Below are 23,927 nucleotides of genomic sequence, written 5' to 3'. Positions count from 1 at the left end.
GTACCCCAAGTATACCTTGCGTTATGCTGTATATACCCAACATCTGCGGGAGGTAACTTCGATGAATCTAAAAATAAATCATCAGCTTCTATGGACTTTAGTGGGCATCGCTATCGGGACGAGTATCGGTATAGCTACGAACCAGACAGCGTTAGGTGTTGCATTCGGGATCACCCTTGGCATATTAATCGGTTCTGTTGTTAGCAAAAGAATTCGTTCTGATTCGGATGAGACGCTCCGTGAACATGTGAGTGAACTGATTAAACCAAGCGACTGGCAGGAAGCACTTCAGAACTCGGAAGATCATCCTGTACTTATTTTTAAACATAGCACGACCTGTCCGACGAGTGCTCGTGCCTATCGGGAATTTATGGCCTTTGTAGGTTCCAATGCATCCGAGTCTGGACAGCGAATGGACTACCATATTGTCAAAGTGATCGAAAGTCGCGCGCTTTCTCGCCACATTGCAGAAGAGACAAAGATTATCCATCAATCACCACAGGTGCTGCTGCTTGAACAGGGGCGTGTTATCCAACATACGTCTCACAGTAAAATAACGAAAAAGAGACTAATTCAGTGGGCTCAAGATCCGTTTAGTTAATGGAGAACGATTAACTTATTAAGGTAACAGACCATCGGCATGTAATTTGGAGGTGTGACTTCCAAACAGCCTTCCGTAATCTAAAATGAAACGCCGTTCCCTCTTCACGAGGCGAACGGCGTTTTTAATAAATTATGACGTGAATTTTGGCAACCAATCGCCGTGAGCTTCGATCAATTCATCACACATAGCAACGATGTCGTCGATGGACAGCTCGGCAGCTGTATGTGGATCAAGCATTGCAGCATGATAGATATGTTCCTTTTTCCCTGTAATTGCAGCTTCAATCGTTAACAGTTGAGTGTTGATATTGGTACGATTGAGTGCTGCCAGTTGTGGTGGAAGATCACCGATGTACGTTGGGCTAATGCCAGATCCATCCACAAGACAAGGCACCTCTACACAAGCTTCACGAGGCAGGTTCGTAATTAAACCAGTATTCATGACATTACCGGCAATTTTGTAAGGGCGATTTGTCTCCATCGCCTCCATAATGTGGGAAGCGTACTCCCGGCTGCGGGTATGCTCAATGTTTTCGCTAGCGAACAGCTTTTCGCGCATTTCTTTCCAGCCTTCAATCTGGTTTACACAGCGACGTGGATATTCATCCAGTGGAATGTTGAACCGTTCAATCAATTCAGGATAGTTGCGTTTGATAAAGTATGGGTGGTACTCAGCATTATGCTCGGAAGATTCCGTTACATAGTAGCCAAAACGTTGCATGAGTTCAAAGCGAACCATGTCATTATGCTGTTCCTTTTGTTTTTCTTTCGCCAAACGTTTGATCTCAGGATAGAGATCCTGTCCATCACGCGTGACTTCCAGCAGCCATGCCATGTGGTTAATGCCCGCAATCTTAGCAACCACGCCTGTCTGATCGATGCCTAGGGCATCAAACAGATGAGGTACACAGATCTGCACACTATGACACAGTCCTACCGTTTTGATCCCTCCATGCACATTCATAACATTGGTAAGTACAGCCATTGGATTCGTGTAGTTCAAGAACCAAGCATCTGGGCACACTTCCTGCATGTCCCGGGCAAAGTCGAGCATTACCGGAATAGTACGCAGGTTGCGGAAGATTCCTCCAATGCCAAGCGTGTCGGCAATCGTCTGACGAAGTCCATATTTCTTCGGAATTTCAAAATCGGTAATTGTACACGGATCATATCCGCCCACTTGAATTGCATTAATGACATATTTGGCTCCGCGCAGAGCTTCCTTACGATCCGTATATACTTTCACGCTACAGCGGCTTCCCAGGGAACGTGCCATGCTAGTCAGCAAACGCTCTGAATCACTCAGGCGCTCGGCATCAATATCATACAAAGCCAGCTCGAAATCCTGCAGTGCTTCGGTCATCATAACGTCACCTAATACATTTTTGACAAAGACGGTGCTTCCTGCACCGAGGAATGTAATTTTACTCATCTAAAGTTCAGCCTCCCTGAATTTGTTGTACCTTCACTATAGGCTCATTCAAGGAGGATAACTATGGTGCAACCTATCTTAAATATGGCATAATCCCATTTATGATGTCGCTTACAGAGACAATACGCCCCATTCACCTGTTATAATATAAGTAACAAATGTTGTGCGTATTAATGGAAGGAAGTGCTTGATATGAGCCCAATTGAAATGAACGTGGTTTCTCTAGACTGGACACAGATGGAGCTGGTACTGTTATTTTTCGGGTGGGAAGCCTGTGAGCCATCTCATTATTGGGGGCCCGGTGTCCGTGATTCCTACATTATTCATTACATTCATGAAGGGCAAGGCACGGTGCAGATGGAGAACCGGGAATACTACCTCTCACAGGGACAGGGATTCATCATTGTCCCAGATACGATCATCCACTATGAGGCAGATGCCAGTGATCCATGGACATATTCGTGGTTTGGGTTCAGAGGTGTACATGCCAAGACATTTATGCAGCGAGCCTATCTAAGTCCAGAGCATCCGGTGTTTGAAGCTCAAGACCCTGTATGGTTTGATCGATTGTACACTGACATGGTTCAGGCTTCATCGCGGCATGGCGGGGATATATTCAGCCAAAGCCTGTTATACCGATTAATTGCGGAGCTGATTGCTTCTTCCCCCGAGACGGAAGAACAGACCCATCGTCCTGTGTCCACCAAGGAAGAATATATTCATCAGGCTCTTCAATATATGGAGAATCGGTATAGTCAGAAGACCTCGATCCTGGATATCGCCCAGTCTGTTGGGCTGGATCGAACGTATCTCTCGGGGCTTTTCAAGGAGCGGTACGGCAAGTCACTTCAGACGTTCTTCCTTGAATATCGGATCCACCGCGCGGCCGAGCTGCTGCAAAACCCTGTACTATCTATTAGTGAAGTAGCCCATTCCGTCGGTTACACAGATCCGCTGTTATTTTCCAAAATGTTCAAGCGTGTAACAGGGGTATCTCCCAAAGCATCAAGAGCACAGCCTACTATAACGATATAAAGGACTTATTTTAATTTCATGTAAATCAATTTCATTACTTATTAAAATGAGTTTTATGTAACGAGATATAGACAAATTAAACCGTTTTGATCTAGATCTCGCTTTGATTGAAGCAGCTAGAGGTATGATGAAATTGATTCATGTAATAAAAGTTTTGAACATTACCAGTCCGCCAGCTATACTTGTACAGAAACCAATTGAATATGTGGAATTAGGTGCTTTATCGATTCGGATAAAAGCTTAATAGGGAAGTCCGGTGTAATACCGGCGCGGTCCCGCCACTGTAACAGAGGAGTCATACAGCGTATTGCCACTGGTGTAAGCCGGGAAGGTGCTGTCTGACGTTGATTCTGGAGCCAGGAGACCTGCCTAATTTAACGACACGTTAGTAACCTACGGGAGATAGGAAGGTGTTTAGAGAAGCATGATTTTTTCTGAAAATCTGTTTATTTAAGGCGTCCTTATCCGTTAACACGGAGAAGGGCGCTTTTTTGGTAGAACTAGATTGATCGTACCATTCCATTGCAGCACGATGGAGCTTGGGGAGAGGACGTCTGAACGCGTGAGCAGATACATCATTAAAAGATTAGTTCAACTGGTAGCTGTATTGTTCGGCATTACCTTTCTGACTTTCCTATTAACCTACTTGTCTCCAGGAGACCCGGCAAGGCTAATGCTGATGTCCACGGGGGTCACGCCAACCGACGAGTTGGTGAGACAGGTGCGCACCCAACTTGGGCTCGACCAGCCCTTTTGGATGCGTTATGGGACATGGCTAGGGCAGGTACTGCAAGGTGATTTTGGCACCTCCTATAAGTATGATCGCCCTGTAGTGGACATCCTGTTGTCTCGCCTACCAGCAACACTACGGCTAACAGGCAGTGCTATGCTGATCGTCATCGTGATGTCTTTTCCACTGGGAATTCTCTCAGCAATCTATCGGAATAAATGGTTGGATCATGCCATTCGTTTATTCTCTTTTGCGGGGTTGTCCATGCCAAGCTTCTGGCTGGGAATGTTACTCATGCTCGTATTTGGCGTTCAACTGAAGTTGCTGCCAGTGATGGGCAGTACGGGATGGAACAGCCTGATTCTGCCTACCTGTTCGCTGGCGGTTCCGCTGATTGCTCAGTATAGCAGGCAGATTCGAGCGGTTATGCTGGATGAAATGTCTCAGGACTATGTGAGCGGAGCGAGATCGAGAGGTGTGAAGGAGAGACAGGTGATTATGTATCATATTTTGCCGAACGCACTCTTGCCGATTGTGACCTTGATGGGCATGTCTACCGGGACACTATTAGGCGGTGCAGCCATTGTAGAGAGTCTGTTTGTGTGGCCAGGCGTAGGTCAGATGGCGGTAGATGCCATTTTCACACGGGATTATCCCTTGATTCAGGGTTACGTCATGTGGATGGCGACGATCTATGTCACGCTGAATCTGCTTGTTGATCTATGGACACATCTGCGTGATCCTCGAATTCGACTGGAAGTGGATGTGTAGATGAGCGAAATGATGCAGGTATTCAAACAAAATCGTTGGTTTACGTTAATTCTAGCCTTAACCGGATGCTGGGTAGTTCTAGCAATGATCGCACCGATCTTGGCACCCCATGATCCACTGACTACTAACTTCGCCCATGTACTGCAACCACCTAGTGCAGAGTATCCCTTGGGTACAGACCAGCTTGGGCGTTGTATTCTGTCACGTCTTCTGTATGGCGCGCGCACGTCGTTACTTCTCACCTTTATGATGACGGGTATTGTCTTCGTGCTGGGTGTGACGATTGGCATGATATCGGGATTCGCTAGGGGTGTAACAGATACCATATTAATGCGTTTAACAGATACGCTTATGGCTTTTCCAGGGTTAATCTTCGCTATTGCTGTAGTTGGCATGTTAGGACCAGGATTATTCAACACAGTGGTCGCTCTATCTGTAGTGTGGTGGGCGAAATACGCACGTCTTGCCAGAGGGCTTGTCATTTCATTACAGCAAAAGGAGTATGTCGCGGCCGCCGCCTTTGGCGGTGCGCGATGGAGTCAGATCCTTATCAGAACGATCCTACCCAACATGATCTCACCGCTAATCGTCATGGCTATGATGGATGTGGGCGGCATGATGTTATCGATCTCGGGTCTATCCTTCCTCGGACTTGGTGCACAGCCACCTGAACCGGAATGGGGAGCCATGCTGAATGAAGGCAGACGGTATCTACAGACTGCGCCATGGTTGTTAATTTATCCGGGGCTCGCGATATTTGGCACGGTTATGATCTTTAACTTGTTGGGAGATAGCCTTCGAGATGTGCTTGATCCTAAGAAAGAAATCAAATAACGGGGGAACGAAAAATGAACTTTATTCGCAGGAAGTCGTTTATGCTTATGGCGTTATCGATTGTGATGTTATTTGTGCTTGCAGCATGTGGAAGTGCATCCCAGACAACCGATGGAACGGACAAGTCCGGGCAATCGACGCAATCTGAGCAATCGGATCAGCGCCAACCGGGAAAGCCTACTCACTTGAATGTGGCATTATTTTGGCTTGGCAGCAATCTAGATCCTGCAGAGGAATGGAATGGCTGGACACTTACGCGTGCAGCAATTGGGGAGACATTGGTTCAATTTGATGAAAATATGAAGTTGGTTCCCAAAATTGCGGATACATGGGATCGGATCGATGAGAAGACATGGCATTTCCATATTCGTGATGGCGTAACGTTCCACAATGGCAACAAGGTGACAGCAGAGGCTGTGAAAAAATCGATTGAGCGCTCACTGGAATTAAACGAACGGGGACAGTCCACGTTACCGATTGCCTCCATGACAGCGGAAGGACAAGACCTTACGATTAAGACGACGGAGCCTTACGCATCGCTTCTGGGAAATATTGCCGAACCGCTGTTTGTCATCGTGGATACTACTGCGGATACATCCAAGTTTAGCAGTGAGCCTATTGCTACTGGGCCATTTATGGTGACATCCTATACCCCGGATCAAGAGATTCAGGTGAAAAAGTATGATGGGTACTGGGGTGGTGCGGCTGATCTAGATACAATGACGTTAAAGTATATCAAGGACGATAGCACGCGTGCACTTGCCTTACAATCCGGTGAGATTGATGTAGCTAGTAACGTTGGTCGCAGTAATCTCGCGTTATTTCAAGATAAGAGCCAATACACGATTGATGAAATCCCGAGTCTACGAACACAGTTTGTCTGGTTTAATCTGAAGAATCCATTCTTGAGTAATCCTGAAGTGCGCCATGCCATTTCGTATGGTATTGATCGGGACATGTATGCGAACACACTTGTGGGAGGTCAGGGAGCCAAAGGGCCATTTACCTCAGCTCTGCCATTTGGCTATGACCAAATCACCGGATATAGCTACGAACCTGAGAAGGCTAAACAATTGCTCGATGAAGCGGGTTATAAGGATACAGATGGTGATGGCATCCGGGAAAAGGATGGAGAGAGAATATCACTTCAGTTGATTCTCAACACGGCGTATGAATCAGATTCTATTGTAGCTGCTGCGATGCAGTCCCAATTGAAGGAGATTGGTATCCAGTTGGAGATGACCTCGTATGAAGATCTGACGGATCATCAGAAAAGTGGTAATTTCGATCTCGCTCTAACGAGCATTAATACCGGAATTACAGGAGATCCACAATATATTCTGGATTTCTACTTCAAGACCGGAGCCGAGTGGAACGTAGGTGGCTATAGCAACAAGAAGCTGGATGCGGTGATCAATCAACTGCATTCGGAATTCGATGTGGAGAAAAGGTATGCTTTGGCGGCGGAAGCGCAACAGATGATTCTGGATGATGCTCCATATCTGTTCGTGACCTACACGCCAATCAATATCGTTAGCAAAAGCACGGTTCAGGGGGCAACGATGTACCCGATCGACTTTTACTTATTAGACCGTAATATCAAGGTTGACCAATGATGAAGCCGCTATTAGATATACGGAATCTTTCGGTGACGTATCAGAGCGGATCAGCTGCGCTACAAGACCTTTCTTTTACCATGAAGCCCGGTGAGATCGTGGGCATTGTAGGCGAGAGCGGCAGCGGGAAGTCTACATTACTTCGTGCGATCCTCGGTATGTTACCCGACGGAGGGCAATGTACGAGTGGAGAGGTTTTTTTTCAGGGAAAGTCGATATTAAGCTATTCTCCGGCAGAGTGGGGCCAGATTCGGGGGAAACGGATAGCGATTGTATTTCAGGCGAGCGGTTCGTATCTCAATCCGATTCGTAAAGTGGGAAGCCAATACATTGAGGCCATTCGTGCCCATTTCACTATTTCCAAGAAGACAGCCTACGACATGGCGCTGAACATGTTATCTGGGATGGGATTGCACGATCCACAGCAGATCATGAATGCATATCCCAACCAGCTCAGTGGCGGAATGAAGCAACGAACGGCTATTGCCATGGCGGTAACGATGGAGCCAGAACTTCTCCTGACCGATGAACCCACCAGTGCATTGGATGTAACGACCCAGCTCGAAGTGCTGAAACGTCTGCATGAGCTGAGAGATCGAAAAGGAACAGGCATCATCATGGTGACGCATAATATGGCGGTTGCAGCCCATATGGCGGATCAGATCGGTGTGATGCAACATGGGACACTGGTTGAGTATGAAAAGGCGGCTAAACTGATTACGAATCCACGGGAAGAGTATACTCGGCAGCTATTACAAGCCGTACCTGAGCTTGATCTGGGAGGCCAATGAATATGAGACATGGTGTAAACCCGATCCTGGAGTTGAAAGATCTGTACAAGACGTATGAAGCGAAGGGCCAAAAGGCAGTGCATGCTCTACGCTCCATTAACTTAAATCTCTATCCAGGCGAGTGCCTAGGGATTGTTGGTGAGAGTGGTAGTGGTAAAAGCACCCTTGCCAAATGTATTACACATCTGGAGAGAGTGAGTTCAGGGCAAATCGGGTATCATCAGCAGGATATTACTCGATTGAAGGGAGAAGCTCTGAGGCTGCAGCGCAAGCAGATTCAGATGGTTTTTCAAGAGCCGTCGGCGATTTTTAATCCACGCTTGAAGATCGGAGCCTTTATTGGCGAGCCACTGATGAACTATGGCCTCTCTAAACGCCGACAGGTCGGCGAAGCAGTAATCCAATTGTTAGAACGAGTAGGGTTGCCGGCATCTGTTGCCAGTAAATATCCTCACGAGCTGAGTGGTGGTGAGCAGCAGAGAGTTGTCATCGCCCGTGCCATGGGGATTCAACCGGATATCATTATCTTTGACGAAGCAACTTCGGCGCTGGATGCCTCTATTCAGCAGCAAATTCTCCAGCTGCTCAGACAGCTCCATTTGCAAACGGATATTTCTACGATCTTCATCTCCCATGATCTTGCCGTCGTACAGCAGGTAAGTGATCGGATTGCGGTGATGCATCAAGGAGAAGTGGTGGAAGTGGTGGAAAGTTCGCAGTTGAATCATTCAGCTAATCATCCCTATACCCGTAGTCTAATGGCCTCAGTGCTGTCGGTAAGAGAGATTAGGCAGCAATTGCAGGTGGCCGATCTCCAAAGTATTACAGGATAGAGGGAGCAATAAAAGAGTAACAAAACCAAAGGAGCAATAACAAAAGGGTTACCTCAACGTCATGTAATGACATCAGGGTAACCCTTCTTTTTATGGATTAGGTAGCTTCACCGATATTAAGCTTGATTCCAGTTCTCTCCGGTGAGGTATTTCTCGGTAAGGATGGATAACATCTGAATACCGACTTCATTATGTCCACCTTCGGGAATAATGATATCTGCATATTTTTTGGATGGCTCGATAAAAGCATCATGCATAGGTTTTACGGTTTCGAGGTATTGCTTGTACACGGATTGAATAGTCCGTCCGCGTTCCTCGATATCCCGCAGCACTCTGCGCAGAATCCGTACATCGGAATCCGTGTCTACGAACACCTTAATGTCCATCAAAGCACGTAACGTTTCATCGATTAGCACATGCAATCCTTCTACAATGACGATATGGTTCGGTGCCAGTTCAACCGTCTCATCGGCAGCACGGTTATCTATGGTGAAGTCATATACGGGAGCATACGCCGCTTGGCCTTTTTTCAACAGGGTGAGATGCTCAATTAACAGATCATTATCAAAAGCAAAGGGATGATCGTAATTGGTTAGTCGACGTTGCTCAGGAGTGAGCTGTGACTGGTCTTTGTAATAATTGTCTTGGGATATAAACGTTACTTTACCTGTTCCCAGACGGTCTATAACGGAGCGAGCTACCGTCGTTTTACCGGATCCGGTTCCTCCGGCGATACCAATGATGAGCATGGTTATTCCATAAACCTCCCTAGAATGGCAGCATGATCATGGATGAAGAGTGTGATATCTGATCTATTCATCACTCTTATCCACATGTCTGTCTGTGAATGCACAATTCCTTCATTGTACCATAGGGCACCACTTTTTTCACCTGAAGCAAGTGACCATGTTTTGCCTACTTGGGAGATTGTGCGCATACTGTCACGAATGGAATAATCCTTCTACTCCTATACTCTTATGTCCTCAGGTTAATTCAACTCAATTTTCATATCCAACCCTATGATGAATTGATCGTCCTGAATTTCTTCCGCAAAGTCGTCCTTGATCTCAAAGGGCTTAACCACCAAATATTGAATATCGCTAGATGTGCTGGCATAGATCCGTTCAGAAGTAAGTTGATTGCCCTCATACAAGCCCTCTCCACTAAGAGCAGTTAGTTGTCGGCCTTGATTATCGTAGATGGCAAAACCGATTTCACGCAATTGTGCCTCCTCTTTTGCCGTAAGCGTGTCTTTGTTGTTTAGTGAGATGCTCGTAGATATGCGTGTAGTGATCGGTGTAACCTCAGCTTCGGTAACAGATACGGTGAATAGTTCATTGGAACGTATGCTATCTGGTTGAACATGCTGTATATCTTGCGTTGATTTTGTAAAAGGAACGTTCAGCTTAAATTCATGGTCGATGCCCTGCAATGTTAATGTGATCTCTGCTTCAAATTGATCGGGTAATGAGGCAGCTCCTTGATCGGCAGGAATAACCTGTTCGAATAAGAGGGTATCTGGCTGCGTATCTCCTATGGAACTATAGAAGAGACCGCTATCCTGACTTGCTCCGTTGACTTGGAAAAAGACGTTATCGATTCCGTTACTCAGCTTCACCATATCTTTACCGTTATCATATTGCCCTTGATCCAAGTTCGGTGCAGTGAAATGAACCAGGAATGCAGCACGAGTGCCGTCGTATACCGTCTCCAACACCTCCAGCTTCACATCCTCATATGATACTTGGCTGTTCACAGCCTGGGTCAAGCCAGCATCACCGGCTGTTCTTAGACCCATATCGGCTTCAATCGCACTGAAGAGACTGCCTACTAGCGGAATGTTACGCAAGGAGTCTGCCATGACCGGAGATACAAATCCAGAGGCGAACACCGTCAATCCGAATACTCCAGCTGCAATCGTTGCAGCTATGGTTCGACGCATACCCTTTGGAAGTCGAGTGGAGCGCATCGTTTTCTCTGTTCTATACGTAGAAGGCTCTGGTAATGAGTCCAGTGTGGCGTCAATTCGATTCCGTACAAGCTCAGACATGATGGGGCGCGCTTTCGCTTGATCCTTTAACTCTTGATCGATATTAAATGGGTTTGACATGTATATTGACCTCCCGGAAATTTTTGAATTTTTGATATAACTCCTGTCTTGCCCGAGACAACCTCATCTTGACAGCACTCTCGGAGATATTCAGCGCATCTGCGACCTGACGCAGGGTTAAATCCTCAAAGTAGTGAAGTACAATGACCATTCGTTTGGATTCCTCCAGACGATCGACCGCTTCTCTCATATCCACCTCATCATAGGGACTGGAATGTCTCTGATGTGCTTCCGGTACTTCCGCATAGGATGTGGAGAGGGAACGGCGAGATAACATGGTGTTGCATTCATTGATGAGTATGCGGAACATCCAGGTTCTGAAATACTGGGCTTCACGCAGCGTATGCATCGATTTGTAGGCTTTCAGGATCGTTTCCTGAATGGCATCAGCCACATCCTCCTCTCTTCGCAGCATGGATTTTGCCGTATTGTATAGGGAGTTTTCAATTTCTCTGATGAGACTGATAAAGGCGTCGCGATCTCCTGCTATAGCCTGATGAACGAGATCGGTTGAATCCATGGATAACAGCTCCTTCCTGGTAGCAGGGATATAATGACAGCTCCCCGTTTGCTTAACCATGAATTAGACTTGCAGTCAGCATATATGGTCACAATTATTTTCTTGAACGGAAAAAAAGGTGCTGTTATATATGACGTACGCATACGGCATACCCACTTCAACAGCGAAATGATCCAATTTTTCCTAATAGTACGTGTTCAAAAAGGTCGGTTTTCAGTACCGAGAAGATGGGATGAAGATAGAAATGGAGTAGCGGAGCGTAGATTAAGCTACGTGAGCAACGGACATTTCGGCTGAATCCCATATTCGATGTCGAGATGCCTTCAGGCATCCGTCGTAATCAAAAGCGGACTTTTTGAACGACCTCTAATTTTGAATGATTGACTTTTTTGAAGACAGGCCTATAATAATACATATATACTTAACACGGACTGTTACTGGGAGAGCCAGGCATGACCGAATTCGATTATTTAACTGTAATCGCTTTCGGTCTTTTTTGATTTCAGGCGGGGGGTGAGGGCATTGAAGGTTATTAAAAAGGTAAATAACAACGTGGCAATTGCCATTAATGATAAGAATGAGGAAGTATTCGTTGTAGGTAAAGGTGTAGGGTTTCTAAAAACCCCTTATGAGCTGACGGAGACGGATCTGGTTGAGAAAATTTTCGTGGCACCAAAGAACATCCGTATGTATGACCTGCTGAACAGCATTCCCATCGAAGATATATATCTGGCAGAGGAGATCATCAAGCTGGGCAGTCAGATTTTGAATAAACAATTTAACCCGAACCTGCTTCTCACCCTGTCCGATCATATTAGCTTTGCACTAACCCGGCAGCGGGAAGGTATTAGCATCAAGAACCCACTGGAATGGGAGGTTCGTACTTTATATCCAGATGAGACCCGTGTGGGGGAGGCTGCGCTGAAGCTGATTCAGGAGAAAACGAATGTGGGCTTGCCAGCGGCTGAAACGACACTGATTGCTCTGCATTTTGTTAATGCACAGGTGGGCTCGGGTGAGATGAGTGATACGACCAAAGTAACGACAGTGACGGGTGAAATTTTATCCGTGATCAAATATGCGCTCAAAATTGACTTTCAAGAAGACTCCATTCACTTTATGAGATTTGCAACACATATAAGGTACTTCATCATGCGACAGATGAGCGGTAAATCGCTGAAGGATGAGAACGAATCCCTATTCCTGATGGTCAAAGAGAAGTTTCCTAAGGAATTGGCCTGTGTTGAGAAAATCGCTGATTTTCTAAGTAACAACTATGGCTGGACCTGTTCTGATGATGAAAAGTTATATCTCATTCTGCATATTCAACGATTGATCTCGAATTAACTAACCGAATAACAACTTATGGACTGTTACTGATTCGATCAGGCATGACCAAGCGTAGGGAATGACGATTCCCCGGCTTGGTCATTTTTTATATACATTTAAAATCATGTTAATTTTCGATGTAGAGGAGAAGGGTCATGAACAACAAAGACTTAGCTAAAAACGTGCTTGATCTTGTTGGTGGGGAACAAAATATCTCGGGTCTGACACATTGTGCAACCCGGTTACGATTTGTATTAAAGGATGATAACAAGGCAGATCTTAAAGCGCTGGATCAGCTTGAGGGTGTGCTTCGCGCGCAGAACTCTGGCGGTCAGGTGCAGATCGTGATTGGTGCAAAGGTAGACGCTGTTTACAGTGAAGTGAGAAAACTGACTTCAGATCGAATTGGCGGAGGAGAAGAATCTGCCGATAATGGACCGAAGAAAAAACGCAATCCGATCAATGTCGTACTTGAGACCATTGCGGGCATATTTACACCTGTACTGCCGGCCTTGGTCGGCTGCGGGATGATCAAATGTTTGTCCACCGTCATGGCTGCGATGGGATGGCTTGAAGGTTCAGGCTTCCTCACGATCATTAACATGATTGGTGACCTGATCTTTTATTTCCTGCCATTCTTCCTGGCAGTTAGTGCAGCACATCGTTTCAAAACCAATCCATACCTAGCAGTAGCGCTTGCTGCGGGTCTGATGCATCCAACGATCTTGAATGCTGCTGCTCAGATCGCTGATACAGGTGTAAGTACAATCGATTTCCTGGGTATGCCAATCCTGCTCATGAAATATTCATCTTCCGTCATTCCGATTATTCTGGCGGTATGGATTATGAGCTACGTATATCCACTCGTAAATCGTGTCATTCCTAAGTTTTTGCAGGTTTTGCTTACACCAATGATTGTCCTATTTATTATGATTCCGCTGGAGTTAATCGTATTTGGACCGGTTGGTTCACATATTGGTGACTGGCTCACGAATGGAATTAACTCGTTATTCTCAACCGCAGGTGTTCTGGCGGGGGCTATCCTTGGATTTTTCAAACCAATTATGGTTATGTTCGGTATGCACTATGCCATTATGCCAATTCAGGTTCAACAAGTGGCTACATTGGGGGCGACTGTCTTGTTGCCAACAGCACTCGCGGCCAACTTGGCTCAAGCAGGCGCAGCTTTCGGTGTCTTTTTCCTAACAAAGAGCAAAACCATGAAATCTGCAGCGGGATCAAGTGGTTTCACAGCATTGTTCGGTATTACTGAACCGGCGATATATGGGGTTACACTGAAATACAAACGCCCATTCTTCGCAGGATGTCTCGCTGGAGGTCTGGTTGGTGGATTCTACAGCCTGGTACATACAACGGCCAACGCGATTGCCCTTCCAGGGGTATTGGCACTGGGCACGTACACATCTGACCGTTATATGTATGTCGTTATTGGCTGTATTGCTGCAGTGGTACTGGGATTTGTGTTCACGTTGATTGCGGGCATTAAAGAAGACAACGCGGGAGCTACAACGAAGCAACCAGCTAATGGTGCAGTAGATGGCGTACAGTCCGTAATGGCGACAGAGCAAGCTTCCGCAGTCACTTCTTCTCAGGATGCGACATCGACAGACATGTTGATCGTAAGTCCAATGACAGGGGAGATTAAACCGATCTCCGAGGTAGAGGATCAGGCTTTTGCACAAGAACTAATGGGTAAAGGCATTGCCGTGGTTCCAACAGAGGGTAAAGTGTACGCTCCATTTGATGGTGTGGTTGAAGCACTTTATCGTACCAAACACGCCATTGGTTTGAAGGCGGCGAATGGAGTTGAGATTCTCATTCATATCGGGGTGGATACCGTCAGTCTGAAGGGAAAATATTTTAACGCTCATATTCAACAGGGTCAGGCCATCAAGGCAGGTGATTTGTTGGTGGAATTTGATCCCGAGGGCATTACAGCCGCAGGTTATAACATCATCACGTCTATTGTCGTAACCAATATGCAGCAGTATGGAGATGTTCTAACTACAGCAACCAGTGGCCCAATTCGGGAAAGTGAAGCACTGATCAAGTTGATCCCATAACATTGTAAATAACTTAACAAAACGTAACAGGAGGAAACTGAAATGACAAATTCCAATTTTCCAAAAGACTTCTTGTGGGGCGGTGCCCTATCGGCCTGTCAGGCTGAAGGTGCATATAACGTAGATGGCAAAACGCTGACCATTCCAGAAGTGATGAAGTTTAATGAGAAGAATGATCGCAAGGTGACTAAGCAGATTCGAGTTAACCGTGAGATGATCGAAGAAGCTAAGAATGACCCGGATGTCGTGAAATATCCGAAGCGCCGGGGGATTGATTTTTACCATAACTTCCGTGAAGATATCGCCTTGTTTGCCGAGATGGGCTTCAAAGTGTTCCGTTATTCCATTGCATGGGCGAGAGTATTCCCAGGTGGCGACGATGCTGCTCCGAATGAAAAAGCACTACAGTTCTACGATCAAGTCATTGATGAGTGTCTAAAACACGGGATGGAGCCCCTGATCACGATCAGTCACTTCGATACACCGATTGTCCTGATGGACAAGTTCGGCGGATGGTATAACCGTAAGTTGGTTGATCTGTATGTGAACTACTGCGACGTGCTGTTCAATCGCTACAAGGGCAAAGTGAAATATTGGGTGACGTTCAACGAGATCAATATGAGTGTTAAAGCTTCGGCCAAGACACTAGGAATTATTGATTATGATGCTCCTAATTATGAGGAAATGCTGTTCCAAGGCTTGCATCACCAATTTGTAGCCGCGTCCAGAGTGACTAAAATGGCTCATGAGATTGATCCGAATAATCAGATCGGCAGCATGGTGGCTTATTTTACAACGTATCCTTATACCTGTAAGCCAGAGGATGCGCTCCAGATGCAGCAGGATGATCAGATGAAGAACCAGTTCTATCTGGATGTATTGAATAAAGGCGAATACCCGTATTACAGCAAAACGTATTTTAAGAACAAAGGAATTCAGCTCAACATCGAAGACGGCGATCTAGAGGGCATTCGGGCGCATACGGCTGACTTCGTGGGTATGTCGTATTACAATTCGATGATATCCAGCAGTGATACCGAGCAGCTCGAATTAACAGCAGGTAACGTGCACAGTGTGTACAAGAATCCACATCTGCCTGCGAACGAATGGGGATGGCAGATTGACCCGATTGGTCTGCGCTATACGCTCAATCTGGTCTACGACCGGTATCAGAAGCCTGTCTTCATTTTAGAGAACAGCTCAGGTTTTTACGATAAACTGAATGATGACGGAACGATCAACGATCCATACCGCATTGATTTTCTGAGCAAGCATATTGAGCAGATGGGACTTGCTATTGCAGATGGGGTTGAGGTGCTGGGTTACACGATGTGGGGTCCAATCGACATGATTAGTTCAGGTACGTCTGAGATGAGCAAACGGTATGGATTTATCTATGTGGATCAGGACGACTACGGCAACGGTACGCTAAAAAGATATCGGAAGGATTCCTTCTTCTGGTATCAGAATGTGATCCGTACCAACGGAGCAGAGCTGTAACCTCTCATGAATATTTTGGGTCGTATGAAGCGAATTCCGGGCGGCTTGCTTATCGTTCCTATGATGCTTGCCGCTGTAATCAACACGGTATTCCCATCATTCTTTCAGATTGGCGATCCCACCACAGCACTGTTCGCGTCCAAAGGCACCATGGTGCTCATTGGTATGATTTTGCTGGTATCAGGCACACAGCTGAACCTATCACAGCTTCTGGTAACCTTAAAGAGAGCAGGCGTGCTCTGTGCCTCGCGGATTCTCATCAGTGTGTTGTTTGGCTGGGCATTCGTACACTTCTTCGGAATCAGTGGCGTTGGCGGTGTGTCTGCGGTAGCCTTCATTGCGGTTCTAACCAGCTGTAATCCGGGATTATATCTGGCCTTGATGAACACCTACGGAGATGATGTAGATCGTGCCGCGTTTGGCATTCTGAATCTAATCGCTGTTCCGGTTATTCCGGTCATGATATTGAATTCGGCGAGCGGTGTCGGCATAGATCTGCTCAGTGTGCTGGCTACACTGGTGCCTTTTCTCGTTGGCATCTCGCTTGGCAATCTGGACGCTAATATTCAGAAGATGTTCGCTCCGGGAACACTGATTCTGTTGCCTTTCCTGGGTACAAGCTTCGGGTCCAACATTGATCTTCGTATTGCATTCCAGTCCAGTCTGTCCGGCCTGCTGGTCACGGTGTTGTTTATGCTGATCTGTATGATTCCGCTCATTGGAGTTGATCGGACAATCCTGAAACGACCGGGTTATGCCGCTGCTGCAACATGCTCGGTTGCTGGACTATCCATGGTTGTACCGTCGATGGCAGCGGAATTCAATGCGGCATATGCACCGTACGTGGACACAGCCATCGCTCAGATCGCGTTTGCCGTGATTCTGACCTCGTTAACTGTTCCTTATATTGTGAAGCGATTGGCAGGAGCAGGAGTGAAGGCTTCGATAGCGGCGATTAAATCGAGCGAGTAAATAAAAGCCAATAATTCAAGTTTATAAAATGAAACAGCACGTTATCCGTCTTGAGAAGACGGGCAACGTGCTGTTTGGCAATGGTTCATCTATATCAACTCATGGGGGAGATGAAGGTTTAGTACTGTTTTCAGACTTAAGACTTACAGGCCGAGCAATTCTTTGACGCTTTCGCCTACAGCTTTGCTGGATTGCGGATTTTGACCCGTAACTAGGCGGCCGTCAGTAGTAACATAAGAGCTGAATGCAGCGGCTTTGTCGTAACGACCTGCACGTTCTCTCAATGCGTCTTCCAGCAGGAACTGAACGTAGTCGGTTTGTTGCACTAGCGCTTCCTCTTCATTGGTGAAGCCCGATACCGTTTTGTCCTTGATCAGCAGCAAGCCATTGGACAGCTTCACGTTAAGCAAGGCTGTGACACCGTGGCACACGCCGGATACAACTCCGCCTTTTTCATAGATTTCACGAGAAAGCTCTTGCAGTTCAGCGTTATCTGGGAAATCCCACATCGTACCATGTCCACCTGTGAAGTAGATCGCGTCATAGTCGCTGGCTTTCACGTCGCTTGGCTTCAACGTATTTTTTAATTTGTTCATGAATGCTTCGTTCTCATAATAGGCTTTGGTACTTTCATCTAGGGAATCACCCAGACTTTTCGGATCGAGAGGTACATTGCCGCCGAGTGGCTGAGCCAACCTTTTCAATTACGTATGATATGACCATTCGTCAGGCGCTGTATGATTTTTATCTAATGAAGAAGAACCAGTTATTGAATCCAGAGCTCATTGCATCTCTCGATGATCAGCCTGTAAAAGCGCATATTCAAGAGTTGATTCAACAGCTATCACGAACGATGTAAGGCCAGGATTTAGTAACCAATTGGGTTGAAATATATCTGAAAATGTAAGTACAGGATGGTTACGGGATAGGTTGAACCAAACATTTCAAATTTAAAATGAAATGGATTGTACAACTAGGTCTTTTGATATAGAATATCGGAGAAAACCGTACCATATTGGTACATATTACATATCCAATCGGAGGAAATCAGATGAAACGGACTGGCAAATTCTTCACTTCGACAATGGTTGCTGCTATTGCAGCAGTATCGATCGTTGGCTCGGCTTCAGCAAGTGCAATCTCTAACTCGAACATCTCGTCGAGTATTAACGCGATCGACATCAGCAAAATGGACATCGAAACTGCGCTGATGATGGTTCAGCAAGAGCGTACTAGATTACTAGATACCCAATTGCAGACGCAAATTCAAGAAACACAGAATCGGTATCAACAGATTACAGAATTGAACGCGCAATTACAGGCAGCGCAACAAAATGGTGATGAGGCTTTGGCTCAGCAGCTGAAGAACCAAATTGATGCAGTAAGCAATACACAGCAAATGGACATGCTTCGTTTGCAATCCTTGTCGAATAAGCGCAATGAAGCTTTTGACCTGATGACCAATTTCGTTAAAAAAATGCAAGATTCTAGATCCTCCATCATCGGTAACATGCGTTAAGCGAGAAGCGTATCAGCAATAATATATGTAGCTAGATGGGGTAGAGAATTCACAGCCCGATTCTGGTTATAACCCAAAAGAGCGAAGACGGAATTGAATTCCGTCTTCGCTCTTTTTTTGGGATATATTCACGATGATGAATGCTGCCTCTTCACATGTTTCGTCAAGTTGAAGCTATATCAGCCCTACATTCCATCGTCTGATGTGAAATGAAATGAACATAACGATAGGTTATCCTGACCAGTCCCGCCTGCGAGTGAATAGATCTGTCAGCTCATCTGTCGAGAGCTCTGTTATCCAGTTCTCGGAGCTAGTAATGATATTGTCGCTAAGCTGCTGCTTGCTCTCGAGCATCTCGTCGATCCGCTCCTCAAGTGTGCCCAGGGAGATAAATTTGTGCACCTGAACATCCTTGGTCTGACCCATCCGGTAAGCTCGGTCAGTGGCTTGGTTCTCCACGGCAGGGTTCCACCAGCGGTCAAAATGGAATACATGATTGGCCGCTGTCAGATTAAGGCCTACACCGCCGGCTTTAATCGAAAGAATGAAGACAGACGGTTGTTCTGACGCTGGAAGAGTCCGTGACTGGAACTGATCGATCATGCGATCACGAGCTGTTTTGGAGGTACCGCCATGCAGGTATAATACCGGTTCTTGCAACTCCTGTTGCAGCACCTGTTGCAGCATCTGCCCCATCCCAATGTACTGGGTAAAGATAAGGCAGCGCTCACCCTCGTCTCGCAACTCACGGACAAGCTCCATCAACCGTTCCAGCTTAGCAGATCGGCTAATGAGCATTGCCATGTCTTGTGGGCTGTACACGTCATACGTTGCACCTGAGTCCTCCGATGTCACGGTCTCTGGGAGAGCTTCTTTGGTCAGTAGCAGTGGGTGATCACAGAGCTGCTTCAGTTGAGTCAACGCAGAGAGGATTGCACCTTTGCGTTTAATGCCCTCCAGCTCTTTCATTTTATCCATCAGGGCTTGAACGGATTGGTCGTATAGAGCACTTTGTTCACCGGTAAGATGAATGTAGGTTTTCATCTCGTTTTTGTCCGGCAGATCAAGCTGGATATTCGGATCTTTTTTCTTGCGGCGCAGCATGAATGGTTTCACTAATTGCTGTAGATCCTGCATACGCTGCTCATCCTTATCCTTCTCAATAGCACTAATGAATCGGGTCTGGAAAGCTCGTGCACTGCCCAGATAACCCGGATTAATAAAGTCATAGATCGACCATAGTTCAGCCAATCGATTCTCGATCGGTGTACCCGTCAGTGCAATGCGGTGCTTCGCAGGGAAACTGCGGACGGCCATAGATTGCTTCGTTTGGGCATTTTTAATATTTTGTGCTTCATCCAGACAGATGGATGCCCAGGTATAAGACTGCAACATCTCCTGATCGAGCGTTGCCGTTGCATAGGATGTAATAATGATATCCACCTGCTCTGTAGCTGAGCGGAATGCTTCTTCACTAAGCCGTTTGGCTCCATAATGCAGCATCACGTTTATGGAAGGTGCGAATCGGCTAATCTCTTTCTGCCAGTTGCCTAGTACGGACGTTGGACAGATGAGAAGTGCTGGTGCTTGCTCCGGGGAACGTGGTTCATTTTCCTTCAGATGCAGCAGATATGTGATGAACTGGATCGTCTTACCGAGCCCCATATCATCGGCAAGGCAAGCGCCGAGTCCGAACCGGCGTAGGAATCCAAGCCATGCAAAGCCTTCCTTTTGATAGGAACGAAGCTCAGCCTGTAGCCCTTCCGGAATAGGGAGGGAAGGTGCACCACCTTGTCCGCCTCCGAGCTGTGCGATCACCCTGTGTAGATGTTCATTCAGTTCTACCTCCAGCTGAATGTTCTCATTAGCCTGAGGTTGCTCTTCTTCCTCGGCTTGCTGTCCTTCCTTCCATTTCTGATTGCGATATTCACGTTGTTCATTGTGCAACAGATGCAGGTGCAGGATATCTTGGAAAGAGAGACCTTGCTCCCGATCCACGCCGCCCATCGCTCTTCGAATCTGCTCAAGAAGAGCAGGGTCTAGAGGAACCCATTCTCCGCGAAAACGAACGAGCCGTTCATTACGAGCCACTAGATCAGCGAATTCCTCTTCCGTCAGATCTGAGTCGCCAATAGCTATACGCCAGTCAAAATGAATGATGGAGTCCAGTCCGAAGAAGGACTGTCCGCGTTCACTGCCCTCCTCCGGCTTAACCTTCGCACGCAGCTTCGGTTTTTTCTTCCGTGCGGCTTCCCACCAGCCTGGCAGCAATACTTGCCAGCCCGACTCTAGCAGTCGTCCGCTGTCAATCGTGAGGAACTGCCACGCCTCTTGGTCTCCTAGCGGATCACTGAGTACATCACGGCTACCACTGACCTCACGGCTAATGCGTGGAAGGTGTGCCCGCAATTGCTCCAACCATGCGGCAGATCGATCTAGAATGAAGGCTGTCCAGCCCTCAGGCCATTCCCCCTCAAGCCGGCCGCGTGAATCCAGTCGCACTGGAATAAGTGAAGCGGCATCCAGCTTGTTTTGCAGCACCAATCGTAATCGCCATGAAGGCTCATCATCGTCTGGCTCCAGCAATTGTAGAAGTGGCCGGAAGGGTGCAGCATCTGCTTTCCAGCCGATCGAGACGAGCCATGATTGAGCATCCATGCCAAATGTCCGTGGAGGTTCCCCATTCTGCGGGAATAGCTGCGGGAACTCGCGTCTCAGATCTGTGGCTGCTTCCTCCGTGCTGTACCATCGCTGGAATACGGAAGCGGAGTAAGCCGCACCGAGACCTTCGATATAGCTCTCATCGGTTTGCTCGATGGCTTTGGTTAGCGCAGCTCGATCCTGTTGCTTCAACCGATCTGAATCCCAGATCCATTGCAGTTGCCCTGTACGATGAGCAGTGAAGCTAGGAATATATTTGCGATCTTCAATCGTGGCAGCCAGCACTGGAGCAAGCTGAATCAGATGGGCAGCCTGCTCATCCCATCTCCATTCAATATGCAGTAAGGTGTGCATGTCTGCGAAGAAAGGAATCACTTCTTCTGCGGGCAGCACTACAAGTTCAATGTCTTCAAGCTGGCGGGTTTCGAGCTCCGTACCATAGAACGAAGGAGCATGCCAAGCGAATAACCGTTGCTTGAGTGATTGTCCCGATACAAAGTGGTGGGTATTGAGTGCACCATAGAACAGGGCATCTCCGTATCCCGTTAGGGCAACGTGAACTTCAATCGTTTCGGTGTAAGGGTGGTTAAGGCTCATGAGATTAATTTACCTTTCCGAAGCTCTTCCTGCAGAGCACGCAGTCTGCTATTACGAACTGCGAGAGCCGTGATAAACTGCTCCCAGCGTTCTTCTTGCTTCAATTTTTTGTATAGTTTCGCCAGTCGCTTTAACAACTTAACCGCTGCTTTATACCCGTCTCTGTTTTTGTGTCCGATATAACGTTCGACGGCTTGATGGTAGAAAGGTAGCAGCAGTTCGGGTGCGTCTTTCTCGATGGGTTGAAGTACTGCGACACGGAATTCGAGCGGCTCCGCCCCCGTACTAAGCTGAAAATCGATCCAACGCCGCCACTGGCTGCGACGATGAAGAGCATCCTCATAGGCAGGCCGAGAATGGGGCAACATGCTAACAAGTGTATTCCACATCGTATCTTCTGTTTCGGGAAGCTCCTGAATAACAGTGTCCCAGAGTTGCATGTAATCATGTAATGGATCATTGCGGCGATTCGCAAGCAACGGTCCGAGCTCTGCCAGCCAATGTCCGAGCCTATTCCAATCCAATTGTTCCACCAATACGTGCAGATAGTGCAATACATGCTCTGGTGGAATGCCATAGGCTGAGCTTCCGCTCGTTAAGATCTGCCAAGCTTCCGAATCCCGTTTCAGGTGAAAGTATATCCAGCCCTGTGCTAACACCAAAGGTAGTGGAAGCGTGGGTGGTCTTCTATTAGGTGTACTCGTTCCTGTGCCTGAACTGCTAGGGTTCATATTTAGCACACTTCCAGGAGTTGTACTAGTAGAAACGGAGTCATCATTTAATTTATGTTCAATTTCGCGTAGAGCTGTCAATTCAGCTTCTAGCTCATCTTGTTGGTGTAGGTGAGGCACTAGCCAGTTTAACCACAAGTCGCGATAGATGGATGTAAATACCATGATGCTAGACGTTTCGGACAACATCTGCTTACGGAGATAGGTTACCGTTTCCTCAAGCCGTTTCCAATGCTGCACGTGCTGCTCGTCAGTCAGATTGGATAGATCGAGTGAGCGATTTAGATCCTTCTCTATGCTTCTCTGAAGAGCATCTACAGCAAGCTGGGCAGGATAACTAAGATAGACAGGCGAATTGGTGTTCGGATTACGGCCAGGTATACAGAAGCGCATAAGGTACATATGCACGTGTAGGTCAAATATTTGATCCATGCCTGGAGATAATTTGGGTTTAATGGCATAGAGCTCGTCGGTTGCAGCCTGTATATAGCTTGTACTTGCCGTTCCTACCCCCAGACGGTTGAGACAGCTTCGAAACAGTTTATGCCATTCCGGAATAGGTAGCGTAGCAAGATCCATCGCTTGTTCCTTTATTTGGCTGTACAGATTGTCTGGTGTCTCAAGCTCCTGTGCACGAGTTTCAAAATCCGAGCGTACCGATGATATAGCAGGGGTAGGCTTCACGGATTGTTTCAGAGCAGTGCTCGAATGGGCGTTCACAATGGCATGAACAGGACGCCCCATGCTTTCAGCGTAACTCATAAGAACAGCGATCATATGTTTACAAAGAGAATGTACTGGGCAAGGGCAATCGCTTGTCGGTAAGGACTGCATACTCAGCAGCACTTCATATTCTTCAGTACCTTGAACCATGGCATGAATGCATTGCTGTTCAGTAAACGTTAATGGGCCAACACGTTTCTGTTTATAATATTGGAATCCGCGCATAATGGTCAGGTTATCGAAATGATCCGCAATTTCACGAATCAATTGTTGCCACTGTGCATCATCCATGATCATTTCATTGGGTATGTTCATCATTCCATCTCCTGGGGAAATCATAGGTTCATCATTCAACACGTTCTGACGTTAAAGGTGTGAATTTAATGTATATATCATATCAGTTATAGGACAATCCGTGCAGGAGTTCTGTGAATGAAACAAACTTTTGGTGAATTCATTTCTCCATGAAGACAAGTTCATCGTAGCCATATGTATGCGAAATGTGCGTGTATTGTGTATGCTTAGGGTATGTATTC

At 46.8% G+C, this 23,927-nt stretch carries 20 protein-coding genes and 1 riboswitch; of the genes, 13 read left to right on the top strand and 7 right to left on the bottom strand.

Features of this window, described 5'->3' with window-relative positions:
- The first annotated feature begins 61 nt into the window (after window positions 1-61).
- A complete protein-coding gene (gene ytxJ, locus J2T19_RS24530) occupies window positions 62-601 on the top strand; it encodes a bacillithiol system redox-active protein YtxJ (protein ID WP_307220572.1) in 540 nt (179 codons plus the stop codon).
- A gap of 132 nt (window positions 602-733) precedes the next feature.
- Here the strand turns inward: ytxJ and J2T19_RS24525 are convergent, their stop codons facing one another.
- Window positions 734-2,035, bottom strand: a complete 1,302-nt coding sequence (locus J2T19_RS24525; RefSeq protein WP_307220570.1) for an alpha-glucosidase/alpha-galactosidase — start codon at window positions 2,033-2,035, stop codon at window positions 734-736.
- Window positions 2,036-2,227: 192 nt separating this feature from the next.
- On the opposite strand from J2T19_RS24525, the gene J2T19_RS24520 reads away from it, so the two are divergent.
- The 6 genes from J2T19_RS24520 to J2T19_RS24495 all read left to right on the top strand — a co-directional run bounded on the left by J2T19_RS24520 (window position 2,228) and on the right by J2T19_RS24495 (window position 8,645).
- Window positions 2,228-3,070, top strand: a complete 843-nt coding sequence (locus J2T19_RS24520; RefSeq protein ID WP_307220567.1) for an AraC family transcriptional regulator — start codon at window positions 2,228-2,230, stop codon at window positions 3,068-3,070.
- Window positions 3,071-3,266: 196 nt separating this feature from the next.
- Window positions 3,267-3,457: riboswitch (cobalamin riboswitch) on the top strand.
- Window positions 3,458-3,632: 175 nt separating this feature from the next.
- Window positions 3,633-4,571 (top strand): nickel ABC transporter permease, encoded by a 939-nt coding sequence (nikB, locus tag J2T19_RS24515; RefSeq protein WP_307220564.1) that lies wholly within the window; start codon window positions 3,633-3,635, stop codon window positions 4,569-4,571.
- Window positions 4,572-5,405, top strand: coding sequence for a nickel transporter permease (gene nikC, locus J2T19_RS24510; RefSeq protein WP_307220561.1), 834 nt, complete (start codon window positions 4,572-4,574; stop codon window positions 5,403-5,405).
- A 14-nt stretch (window positions 5,406-5,419) separates the two neighbouring features.
- On the top strand, window positions 5,420-7,021 hold the full coding sequence (locus tag J2T19_RS24505) for an ABC transporter substrate-binding protein (protein WP_307220558.1): 1,602 nt from the start codon (window positions 5,420-5,422) through the stop codon (window positions 7,019-7,021).
- Window positions 7,021-7,812: an ABC transporter ATP-binding protein gene (locus tag J2T19_RS24500; RefSeq protein WP_307220556.1), complete on the top strand. Its 792-nt coding sequence runs from the start codon at window positions 7,021-7,023 to the stop codon at window positions 7,810-7,812. The genes J2T19_RS24505 and J2T19_RS24500 overlap by 1 nt, the downstream gene beginning before the upstream one ends.
- A gap of 2 nt (window positions 7,813-7,814) precedes the next feature.
- A complete protein-coding gene (locus tag J2T19_RS24495; RefSeq protein ID WP_307220551.1) occupies window positions 7,815-8,645 on the top strand; it encodes an ABC transporter ATP-binding protein in 831 nt (276 codons plus the stop codon).
- Between the two features lie 116 nt (window positions 8,646-8,761).
- Here the strand turns inward: J2T19_RS24495 and udk are convergent, their stop codons facing one another.
- The 3 genes from udk to J2T19_RS24480 all read right to left on the bottom strand — a co-directional run bounded on the left by udk (window position 8,762) and on the right by J2T19_RS24480 (window position 11,275).
- Entirely contained in the window at window positions 8,762-9,394 is a 633-nt protein-coding gene (udk, locus tag J2T19_RS24490; RefSeq protein ID WP_145052078.1) for a uridine kinase, read from the bottom strand.
- Window positions 9,395-9,633: 239 nt separating this feature from the next.
- Window positions 9,634-10,755 (bottom strand): DUF4179 domain-containing protein, encoded by a 1,122-nt coding sequence (locus J2T19_RS24485; protein WP_307220547.1) that lies wholly within the window; start codon window positions 10,753-10,755, stop codon window positions 9,634-9,636.
- Window positions 10,739-11,275 (bottom strand): sigma-70 family RNA polymerase sigma factor, encoded by a 537-nt coding sequence (locus J2T19_RS24480; protein ID WP_307220544.1) that lies wholly within the window; start codon window positions 11,273-11,275, stop codon window positions 10,739-10,741. The genes J2T19_RS24485 and J2T19_RS24480 overlap by 17 nt, the downstream gene beginning before the upstream one ends.
- 513 nt (window positions 11,276-11,788) lie before the next feature.
- On the opposite strand from J2T19_RS24480, the gene J2T19_RS24475 reads away from it, so the two are divergent.
- The 4 genes from J2T19_RS24475 (at window position 11,789) to J2T19_RS24460 (ending at window position 17,160) form a co-directional block, all read left to right on the top strand.
- Window positions 11,789-12,622: a PRD domain-containing protein gene (locus tag J2T19_RS24475; RefSeq protein WP_307220542.1), complete on the top strand. Its 834-nt coding sequence runs from the start codon at window positions 11,789-11,791 to the stop codon at window positions 12,620-12,622.
- Window positions 12,623-12,759: 137 nt separating this feature from the next.
- Entirely contained in the window at window positions 12,760-14,688 is a 1,929-nt protein-coding gene (locus J2T19_RS24470) for a beta-glucoside-specific PTS transporter subunit IIABC (RefSeq protein WP_307220539.1), read from the top strand.
- A 42-nt stretch (window positions 14,689-14,730) separates the two neighbouring features.
- On the top strand, window positions 14,731-16,188 hold the full coding sequence (locus J2T19_RS24465; protein WP_307220536.1) for a glycoside hydrolase family 1 protein: 1,458 nt from the start codon (window positions 14,731-14,733) through the stop codon (window positions 16,186-16,188).
- Between the two features lie 6 nt (window positions 16,189-16,194).
- Window positions 16,195-17,160 (top strand): 2-keto-3-deoxygluconate permease, encoded by a 966-nt coding sequence (locus J2T19_RS24460; RefSeq protein WP_307220533.1) that lies wholly within the window; start codon window positions 16,195-16,197, stop codon window positions 17,158-17,160.
- A gap of 143 nt (window positions 17,161-17,303) precedes the next feature.
- Here J2T19_RS24460 and J2T19_RS24455 read toward each other — a convergent pair whose 3' ends face one another.
- Complete coding sequence (locus J2T19_RS24455; protein ID WP_307220530.1) at window positions 17,304-17,855, bottom strand: type 1 glutamine amidotransferase domain-containing protein; 552 nt, start codon at window positions 17,853-17,855, stop codon at window positions 17,304-17,306.
- Between J2T19_RS24455 and J2T19_RS24450 the strand changes: the two genes are divergently transcribed.
- Window positions 17,843-18,019 carry a hypothetical protein gene (locus J2T19_RS24450; protein ID WP_307220527.1) on the top strand — a complete coding sequence of 59 codons (177 nt, stop codon included), beginning with the start codon at window positions 17,843-17,845 and terminating at the stop codon, window positions 18,017-18,019. The two genes, J2T19_RS24455 and J2T19_RS24450, sit on opposite strands and share 13 nt — an antisense overlap.
- 192 nt (window positions 18,020-18,211) lie before the next feature.
- The gene (locus J2T19_RS24445; RefSeq protein ID WP_307220524.1) at window positions 18,212-18,679 is read left to right on the top strand and encodes a hypothetical protein; all 468 of its coding nucleotides are present in this window, start codon (window positions 18,212-18,214) and stop codon (window positions 18,677-18,679) included.
- A gap of 231 nt (window positions 18,680-18,910) precedes the next feature.
- On the opposite strand, the gene J2T19_RS24440 is transcribed toward J2T19_RS24445, so the two are convergent.
- Together J2T19_RS24440 and J2T19_RS24435 are read right to left on the bottom strand one after the other, a co-directional pair.
- Window positions 18,911-21,937 carry a DEAD/DEAH box helicase gene (locus J2T19_RS24440; protein WP_307220521.1) on the bottom strand — a complete coding sequence of 1,009 codons (3,027 nt, stop codon included), beginning with the start codon at window positions 21,935-21,937 and terminating at the stop codon, window positions 18,911-18,913.
- A complete protein-coding gene (locus tag J2T19_RS24435) occupies window positions 21,934-23,706 on the bottom strand; it encodes an SWIM zinc finger family protein (protein ID WP_307220517.1) in 1,773 nt (590 codons plus the stop codon). Before J2T19_RS24435 ends, J2T19_RS24440 begins: the two co-directional genes overlap by 4 nt.
- Window positions 23,707-23,927: the final 221 nt, after the last annotated feature.

The organism is Paenibacillus tundrae, from assembly GCF_030812775.1.
GTDB lineage: Bacteria > Bacillota > Bacilli > Paenibacillales > Paenibacillaceae > Paenibacillus > Paenibacillus tundrae_A.
Note: the sequence above shows the minus strand (reverse complement) of the source record. Positions and strands in the feature narration are given on the sequence as shown.

Bases quoted from the DNA above. Each gene is read 5' to 3' on its own strand.
- ytxJ (WP_307220572.1), top strand. From the start codon at position 62: ATGAATCTAAAAATAAATCATCAGCTTCTATGGACTTTAGTGGGCATC.
- J2T19_RS24525 (WP_307220570.1), bottom strand. From the start codon at position 2,035: ATGAGTAAAATTACATTCCTCGGTGCAGGAAGCACCGTCTTTGTCAAA.
- J2T19_RS24520 (WP_307220567.1), top strand. From the start codon at position 2,228: ATGAGCCCAATTGAAATGAACGTGGTTTCTCTAGACTGGACACAGATG.
- nikC (WP_307220561.1), top strand. From the start codon at position 4,572: ATGAGCGAAATGATGCAGGTATTCAAACAAAATCGTTGGTTTACGTTA.
- J2T19_RS24505 (WP_307220558.1), top strand. From the start codon at position 5,420: ATGAACTTTATTCGCAGGAAGTCGTTTATGCTTATGGCGTTATCGATT.
- J2T19_RS24500 (WP_307220556.1), top strand. From the start codon at position 7,021: ATGAAGCCGCTATTAGATATACGGAATCTTTCGGTGACGTATCAGAGC.
- J2T19_RS24495 (WP_307220551.1), top strand. From the start codon at position 7,815: ATGAGACATGGTGTAAACCCGATCCTGGAGTTGAAAGATCTGTACAAG.
- udk (WP_145052078.1), bottom strand. From the start codon at position 9,394: ATGCTCATCATTGGTATCGCCGGAGGAACCGGATCCGGTAAAACGACG.
- J2T19_RS24485 (WP_307220547.1), bottom strand. From the start codon at position 10,755: ATGTCAAACCCATTTAATATCGATCAAGAGTTAAAGGATCAAGCGAAA.
- J2T19_RS24480 (WP_307220544.1), bottom strand. From the start codon at position 11,275: ATGGATTCAACCGATCTCGTTCATCAGGCTATAGCAGGAGATCGCGAC.
- J2T19_RS24470 (WP_307220539.1), top strand. From the start codon at position 12,760: ATGAACAACAAAGACTTAGCTAAAAACGTGCTTGATCTTGTTGGTGGG.
- J2T19_RS24465 (WP_307220536.1), top strand. From the start codon at position 14,731: ATGACAAATTCCAATTTTCCAAAAGACTTCTTGTGGGGCGGTGCCCTA.
- J2T19_RS24460 (WP_307220533.1), top strand. From the start codon at position 16,195: ATGAATATTTTGGGTCGTATGAAGCGAATTCCGGGCGGCTTGCTTATC.
- J2T19_RS24445 (WP_307220524.1), top strand. From the start codon at position 18,212: ATGAAACGGACTGGCAAATTCTTCACTTCGACAATGGTTGCTGCTATT.
- J2T19_RS24440 (WP_307220521.1), bottom strand. From the start codon at position 21,937: ATGAGCCTTAACCACCCTTACACCGAAACGATTGAAGTTCACGTTGCC.
- J2T19_RS24435 (WP_307220517.1), bottom strand. From the start codon at position 23,706: ATGAACATACCCAATGAAATGATCATGGATGATGCACAGTGGCAACAA.